General features: G+C 64.3%; 9 protein-coding genes. 5 read left to right on the forward strand and 4 right to left on the reverse strand.

All coding sequences use genetic code 11. The annotated features are described in order from the left end of the window. Nucleotides 1–132: 132 nt before the first annotated feature. The 4 genes from B2527_RS07550 to B2527_RS07565 form a co-directional block, all read right to left on the reverse strand. On the reverse strand, nt 133–1110 hold the full coding sequence (locus B2527_RS07550; RefSeq protein WP_293707539.1) for a zinc-binding dehydrogenase: 978 nt from the start codon (nt 1108–1110) through the stop codon (nt 133–135). Between the two features lie 203 nt (nt 1111–1313). Then, nucleotides 1314–1724 (reverse strand): organic hydroperoxide resistance protein, encoded by a 411-nt coding sequence (locus tag B2527_RS07555; RefSeq protein WP_282272824.1) that lies wholly within the window; start codon nt 1722–1724, stop codon nt 1314–1316. Nucleotides 1725–1840: 116 nt separating this feature from the next. Then, entirely contained in the window at nt 1841–2518 is a 678-nt protein-coding gene (locus B2527_RS07560) for a type 1 glutamine amidotransferase domain-containing protein (protein ID WP_293707544.1), read from the reverse strand. Nucleotides 2519–2528: 10 nt separating this feature from the next. Then, the gene (locus B2527_RS07565; RefSeq protein WP_293707545.1) at nt 2529–3158 is read right to left on the reverse strand and encodes a TetR/AcrR family transcriptional regulator; all 630 of its coding nucleotides are present in this window, start codon (nt 3156–3158) and stop codon (nt 2529–2531) included. 517 nt (nt 3159–3675) lie between these two features. On the opposite strand from B2527_RS07565, the gene aroQ reads away from it, so the two are divergent. Genes aroQ through accC form a run of 5 tightly spaced genes read left to right on the forward strand, consistent with a single transcriptional unit; the run spans nt 3676 to nt 6896 of the window. Next, nucleotides 3676–4122: a type II 3-dehydroquinate dehydratase gene (gene aroQ / locus B2527_RS07570; protein WP_293707546.1), complete on the forward strand. Its 447-nt coding sequence runs from the start codon at nt 3676–3678 to the stop codon at nt 4120–4122. Continuing rightward, entirely contained in the window at nt 4119–4547 is a 429-nt protein-coding gene (locus B2527_RS07575; protein ID WP_414717034.1) for a lysozyme inhibitor LprI family protein, read from the forward strand. The genes aroQ and B2527_RS07575 overlap by 4 nt, the downstream gene beginning before the upstream one ends. Before the next feature lie 54 nt (nt 4548–4601). After that, a complete protein-coding gene (gene accB, locus B2527_RS07580) occupies nt 4602–5081 on the forward strand; it encodes an acetyl-CoA carboxylase biotin carboxyl carrier protein (protein WP_293707548.1) in 480 nt (159 codons plus the stop codon). Nucleotides 5082–5096: 15 nt separating this feature from the next. Further along, on the forward strand, nt 5097–5474 hold the full coding sequence (locus tag B2527_RS07585; protein ID WP_293707550.1) for a four helix bundle protein: 378 nt from the start codon (nt 5097–5099) through the stop codon (nt 5472–5474). A gap of 54 nt (nt 5475–5528) precedes the next feature. Continuing rightward, a complete protein-coding gene (accC, locus tag B2527_RS07590; RefSeq protein ID WP_293707552.1) occupies nt 5529–6896 on the forward strand; it encodes an acetyl-CoA carboxylase biotin carboxylase subunit in 1368 nt (455 codons plus the stop codon). The last annotated feature ends 387 nt before the right edge of the window (nt 6897–7283 follow it).

Consider the following 7283-nt stretch of genomic DNA (forward strand, 5'->3'; position numbering starts at 1 on the left):
GGGATGGCATGAGCTGATGGATTGCTGCCAGGAGCACCCCTCCCCAACCCTCCCCTGCGCTACGCGCAAGGGAGGAGGCTTGAAGCTTGCTTCGCGTTGGCTGATGGAAACCGGCGGTCGCACTTGCCGCCATCAGGGTTTCAGCAACACCTTGCCCTTGCGCCCAGGCAACAAGCTGGCCCTCACCGCATCGGCAACATCACCAAGCCCGTAGATCGCCTGCACGGGCAGTTCCAGCTCACCACTCAGCACACGCTGCAGCAGTTCGCCGACCAGGCGCCGCTTGTTCTCCACCGACATCTGCTGGCTGACCTTGCTGCCCCAGAAGCCCTTCACCGTGGCCTGCTTGAAGATCAGGTCGCCGGAGGGAATCTGCATGGCTTCGCCGGCCATGGTGCCGAACGAGACCAGCGTGCCGTTGTCGCCGAGCAGCGACACCAGATCCGCGCTGGCCTGGCCGCCGATGGAATCGACTGCGGCGTGTGCCAGCGTGTCGCCAAGCAACGCCTGCGCGCGCGTCTTCCAATCCGGCTGTGTGGTGGACAGCACATTGTTGATGCCCAGTGCCTTCAGTTCGTCCACACCTGCATCGCGACGTACGAGCCCGAGCACGTGCACGCCGCGTGCGGCGGCGAGCATCGCTAGGGTCTTGCCGACTGCGCCGTTGGCCGTGTTCTGCACGATCCATTGGCCGGGTTCGGCCTGCAGGAACTCCAGCAGCATCAACGCGCTCAGCGGCATGGCGATCAACTGTGCGGCGGCTGCATCGGCGATGCCGTCCGGTACCGGGATGACCATGCGCGCGGGCGCGATGAAATACTCGGCCCAGGTGCCGTGTACCGAGGCGGCCATTACGCGCTGGCCGATGGCGATGCCTTCGACGCCCTCGCCCAGTGCTTCAACGATGCCTACCGCTTCACTGCCACCGATGGCCGGCAGCGTGGGCTTGTAGCCGTACTTGCCGCGTACGGTCCACAGGTCATGGTTGTGGATGGGCGCAAGCAGGGTCTTGATCCGTACTTCGCCGGGGCCGGGCTGCGGGATGGGGCTGTCGCCCAAGGCCAGCACGTCGGCTGGCTCGCCGAAGGTGGGGTGGATGGCGCTACGCATGTGTGTCTCCTGTTGCGAGGGGGAGAGCCGTGGTCAGAGTTCTGGCATCAGCTTCGTTTTTGTGGGAGCGGCATTAGCCGCGAAGCACGTACATCTTCAGATGACACGGATGCGGTTCGTCTGAGCAGCATCGGCTTCGCGGCTCACGCCGCTCCCACAAATACTTGTCAGCGCTGCGCACTGACCTGGCGTTGATTCGTGAATCAGGCGGCGGTTACATGCAGCCGCACATCCACATTGCCGCGCGTGGCGTTCGAGTACGGGCAGATCTTGTGTGCGGCTTCGACCAGACGCTGGGCATCGGCTTGTTCCAGGCCCTTCACTTCAACGTGCAGGTCGATGTCCAGTGCGTAGCCGCCTTCGGCGGTCTGGCCGATGCCCACTTCCACCGAGGTGGCGGTGCCTGCCGGCTGCAGCTGCAACTGCTTGGCAGCGACCGGCAATGCGTTGTCGAAGCAGGCGGCGTAGCCGAGGGCGAACAGCTGCTCGGGGTTGGCGCCTGCCTTGTTGGAACCCGGCAAGGCCAGATCCAGGGCGAGGCTGCCGTCGTCCAGTGCGGTGCGGCCAGCGCGACCACCGGTGGCGGTGGCGCGGGTTTTGTAGAAGATCTTCATTGCCGATTCCTTGTAAGGGTGCGCTGGGTACGTCTGTGGAATGCAAATTCGGGAGCGTTGTTGATTACGTGTTTCCCGGGTGCGCTTCGCTTACCCGGGCTACGGGGTTATGGCGCTCAGGCCAGTTGTGCGAGCAGCGCCTTGGCCACGGCTTCGGAGCTGGCCGGGTTCTGGCCAGTGACGAGGTGGCCGTCGCTGAGCACGTAAGGCGCCCAATCCGGCCCCTTGCTGTAGTCGCCGCCGAGGCGGGTGATCTCGTCTTCGATCAGGAAGGGCACTACGGCGCTCAGGCCGACGGCGTCTTCTTCGCTGTTGGAGAAACCGGTGACCTTGCGGCCTGCCACCAGCGGCTTGCCGTCGGCGGCACGCACGGCGATCAGCGCGCCGGGGGCATGACAGACCAGACCCAGCGGTTTGTTGGCGCGGTCGAAGGTTTCAATCAGGGCGATGGAGTCGGCATCGCGGGCCAGGTCCCACAGCGGGCCGTGGCCGCCGGGGTAGAACACCGCGTCGAACTTGCTGGCGTCGATCTGCTTCAGCGGCAGCGTGGTGGCCAGCTGCTGCTGGGCGTCACGGTCGCTGCGGAAGCGGTCGGTGGCGGGGGTCTGTGCATCGGGCTCATCGCTGCGCGGGTCCAGCGGCGGTTGGCCGCCGGCCGGCGATGCGAGGGTGATGGTGGCGCCGGCATCCTTGAACACGTAGTACGGGGCGGCGAATTCCTCCAGCCAGAAGCCGGTCTTGTGCCCGGTGTCGCCGAGCTGGTCGTGCGAGGTCAGTACGAACAGAACATTCATGGCATTGCCTTCAATTGGTGGGGGTGGAGAGTGCGACGGTGTTGCCGCACAACAGCAGGTGTTCGGTGGCTTCGCGTGCCTGTTGCAGCGGCAGGCGGTCCTGGCTGAGCTTGGACAGCAGGGCCGCGCCCAACCACATCTGGTACAGCACACGGGCAACATCCAGTGCGGGCTTGCCGTTCGGCAGCGAGCCGTCGGCGCGGCCTTCTTCGACCAGCGCGGCGATGCGTTGCAGCAGGCGCTGCACGCCCTGGTCGAGCACGCGGCGCATGTCCTCGGAAAGGTCGGACACCTCGGCGGCCAGCTTCACCACCAGGCACTCCTCGGCCCAACCCTGCGCCGGATCTGCCGGGTCACGCGCCCAGGCATCCCAGTAGCGCATCAGCCTTTCGCGACCGGTGCCGGGTTCGGTCAGCAGCTGTTCGAGCTTGCACCCGTAGCCGTCTACGTACTGTTGCAACAGCTCGCAGCCGAACACTTCCTTTGACGCGAAGTAGTGATAGAACGAGCCCTTGGGCACGGCGCAGGCCTTGAGGATTTCCTGCAGACCGAGGGCGGCAAAGCCCTTCTGCAGGACCAGCCGATAACCGGTGTCCAGGACGTGCTGGCGGGTGGCTTGGGCTTTGGGGGAGAGGTTCATGGGGATGGAGCTTACTCAAAATAGACCGGTCGTCTATTAATGGGTGATTACTGGGAAGCGGGGAACGCCAGCCGTCCCTTCTCCCGTTGACGGGAGAAGGTGCCCCGAAGGGGCGGATGAGGGGAGCTTTGGCTTTGGCTTTGGCTTTGGCTTCATCGCTTAAAGCCAGGCGCGGATGGTTTATCCGCAGATCAACGATTGTTGCTTCGTTCTGCCCTCACCCCAACCCCTCTCCCGAGGGCGGGAGAGGGGCTCTTGTCGTTGAAGGTCTCGGGAAAGCCCAACTTCGCTCATTTCCCTGCAAGTTCCGCGCATCGCGCAGGCGGACTACTCTTGGCCAGGCTGCTGCGGGTGTCTCCAAGGTTTACCGAGACAGCCGTGAAGCACCGCACCGCGGGCTGCCCCCGGCCCAGCCCCAAAATTCAAACAAACGATTAAAACACGGCTAATTTCGCCGAACTGGACAGCATCCCCCGCTTCCCTCACACTGCCGCCCTTCCCCGCCGACCCTTGGCACATGGCAAAACTGCTGGTCCTTCACGGCCCCAACCTCAACCTGCTGGGCACCCGCGAGCCCGACGTCTATGGCCACACCACGCTGGCCCAGATCGACGCTGCGCTCGCTGCACAGGCACAGGCACAGGGGCACCAGAGCGAACACCTGCAGTCCAACGCCGAGCATGTGCTGGTGGACCGGGTGCAGGCGGCGCGTGCCGATGGAACCGCTTTCATCCTGATCAACCCCGCCGCCTTCACCCATACCTCGGTGGCCCTGCGCGATGCGCTGGCCGGGGTGGCGATTCCGTTCATCGAGATCCACCTGTCCAACCCGCATGCGCGCGAGCCGTTCCGCCAGCACAGCTACCTGAGCGACAAGGCCGTCGGCGTGATCTGCGGCTTCGGCGCCGACAGCTACCGCTACGCGATGGATGCCGCACTGGCCCGCGTGGGAGCGGCTGCGTGAACACGCTGCCACGGTTGCTGACGGGTATGGCCGTGGTGTGCCTGCCGCTGGCGGCTGCCCATGCGCAGAACCTGGATCGCGCCGCCGAGGGCATCGACTGCGCGCATGTGACCAGCACGATGGAGAGCGACCTGTGCGCGTCTGATCGCGCCGCCGAGGCCGATGCGGTCTTGAACACCACGTACAAGCTGGCCCGCCGCCAACTACAGCAGCAGGCCGCCGATGGCAGCTGCTCGCATTGCGGCGAGGCCGAACAGCAGCTGATCGCCGCGCAGCGCGCCTGGATCCAGCTGCGCGACAAGGATTGCGACGCGGTCTACGCGTTCAACGCTGATGGCACCTCGCGCAACGGCGCGAAGATGCACTGTCTTACCACCCATGCGCAGGACCGTACCCGGCAGCTGCGCGATTTCTACGAACTTTGACCCGGGCGCCGCGCGCCTACTCCTTACTGACTTACTGCAACCAAAGAGGCCCTCATGGATCTGCGCAAAATCAAGAAGCTCATCGACCTGCTGGAAGAGTCGAACCTGGCTGAAATCGAGATCAAGGAAGGCGAAGAGTCCGTGCGCCTGTCGCGCAACCCGGTTGGCGGTTTCGTCGCTGCGCCGGCACCGGTGTATGCCGCCGCTCCGGCTGCTGCCGCTGCCCCGGCCATGCCGATGAGCGGCCCGACCGAAGCCTCCACCGGCGGCACCGCCAAGCCGGGCAATGCCCTGCCGGAAGGCCACGTGCAGCGCGCGCCGATGGTCGGCACCTTCTACGCCTCGTCCTCGCCGGACAAGCCGGCCTTCGTCAGCGTTGGCCAGACCGTCAAGGCCGGCGAAACCCTGGCCATCATCGAAGCGATGAAGATGTTCAACCCGATCGAGGCCGAAGTGTCCGGCACCGTGGTGGCCATCCTCGGCGAGAACGGCAGCCCGGTTGAATTCGACCAGCCGCTGTTCGTGATCCAGTAACGACGGGAGTCGGGAATGGAGAATGGGGAATCGCCAAAACGGCCGCATGAGCGGCTCGACGTATGGCGCGACTCCATGGACATGGTGGAAATGGTCTACAAAGCTTCTGAGGCATTTCCCCGATCCGAACTATTCGGATTGACGTCGCAGCTGCGGCGATCCGCGGTCAGCGTGCCGGCCAACATTGCCGAGGGTGCTGCCCGCCGCTCCACTCCCGAATACCTGCGTTTTCTGTCAATCGCCCGCGGATCGTTGTCCGAAGCAAGCACTCATCTGCAGATCGCCTGCCGCTTGGGCTACATCAGTCCAAGTACCGAACTTGATGAGCTGATTGATCGGATTTTCGCGCGTTTGACCGCTTTGATGAACGCCTTGCAAAAGCGTGGGAACTGAAGATGCAAGATTTTCCCAATTCCCGATTCCCCACTCCCCATTAACGGCCCTGACATGCTCGATAAAGTCGTAATCGCCAACCGGGGTGAAATCGCGCTGCGCATCCTGCGCGCGTGCCACACCCTGGGCATCCGCACGGTCGCGGTGCACTCCACCGTCGACCGCAACCTCAAGCACGTGGCCATGGCCGATGAATCGGTCTGCATTGGTCCGGCACCGTCGTCGGAAAGCTACCTCAACATCCCGGCACTGATCGCCGCGGCCGAGGTCACCGACGCCCAGGCCATCCACCCGGGTTACGGCTTCCTGTCCGAGAACGCCGACTTCGCCGAGCGCGTGGAGCAGTCCGGTTTCATCTTCATCGGCCCGCGTGCGGAAACCATCCGCCTGATGGGCGACAAGGTCGAAGCCATCCGCGCGATGAAGGCCGCTGGCGTGCCGTGCGTGCCCGGCTCGGGCGGCCCGCTGGGCGAAGACATCGTCACCAACACCAAGATCGCCCGCGAGATCGGTTACCCGGTCATCATCAAGGCTTCCGGTGGCGGCGGCGGCCGCGGCATGCGCGTGGTGCATGCCGAGGGCGCGTTGAAGGCCTCCATCGAAACCACCAAGTCCGAAGCCAAGGCGGCGTTCGGCAATGGTGAGGTCTACATGGAGAAGTACCTGGAAAATCCGCGTCACGTGGAAATCCAGGTGCTGGCCGACGGCCAGGGCAATGCCATCCACCTCGGTGAGCGCGACTGCTCGATGCAGCGTCGTCACCAGAAGGTGGTGGAAGAAGCACCGGCACCGGGCATCAGCTCCGAACTGCGCGAGCAGATCGGCAAGCTCTGCGTGGAAGCCTGCATCCGTATCGGTTACCGCGGCGCCGGCACCTTCGAATTCCTGTTCGAAGACGGCAAGTTCTACTTCATCGAAATGAACACCCGCGTGCAGGTGGAACATCCGGTGACCGAGATGGTGACCGGTATCGACCTGGTTGCCGAGCAGCTGCGTATTGCCTCCGGCCAGAAGCTGAGCATCAAGCAGAGCGATGTGGTGCTGCATGGCCACGCGATCGAATGCCGCATCAACGCCGAGGACGCGGAAACCTTCATCCCCAGCCCCGGCCTGATCACCGGCTTCTATCCGCCGGGTGGCCCGGGTGTGCGCGTTGATACGCACATCTACGCCGGCTACAAGGTGCCGCCGAACTATGACTCGATGATCGGCAAGCTGATCGTGCACGGCCCGGACCGCGAAACCGCCATTGCCCGCATGCGGGTTGCGCTGAGCGAGATGGTCGTGGACGGCATCAAGACCAACGTCGCGTTGCAGCAGCGCATCATGCGCGACCAGGGTTTCCAGGCCGGTGGACAGAACATCCACTATCTGGAAAAGCGCCTGGCCGAGCGCAAGACGCGTTCGATCGCGTTGACCTGATCGGGGCAGCACCGGTAGTGCCGAGCCATGCTCGGCATGAAGGCCCAAAAGGCTTACCCCTCCCCAGCCCTCCCCTTGGCTTCGCCAAAGGGAGGGAGCAGGAATGTAGTGCCGAGCCATGCTCGGCATGAAGCGCAAAGGGCTTACCCCTCCCCAACCCTCCCCTTGGCCAGCCAAAGGGAGGGCGCAGGAATGTAGTGCCGAGCCATGCTCGGCATGAAGGCCCAAAAGGCTTACCCCTCCCCAGCCCTCCCCTTGGCCATGCCAAAGGGAGGGAGCAGGAATGTAGTGCCGGGCCATGCTCGGCAGGGCATTGCGGGTAGAAGCTCTGCCGAGCATGGCTCGGCACTACAGGCGGTGCTGCGACCATCAGGCACAAAAAAGGCG

This window comes from Stenotrophomonas sp. UBA7606 (assembly GCF_002477705.1).
Lineage (GTDB): Bacteria > Pseudomonadota > Gammaproteobacteria > Xanthomonadales > Xanthomonadaceae > Stenotrophomonas.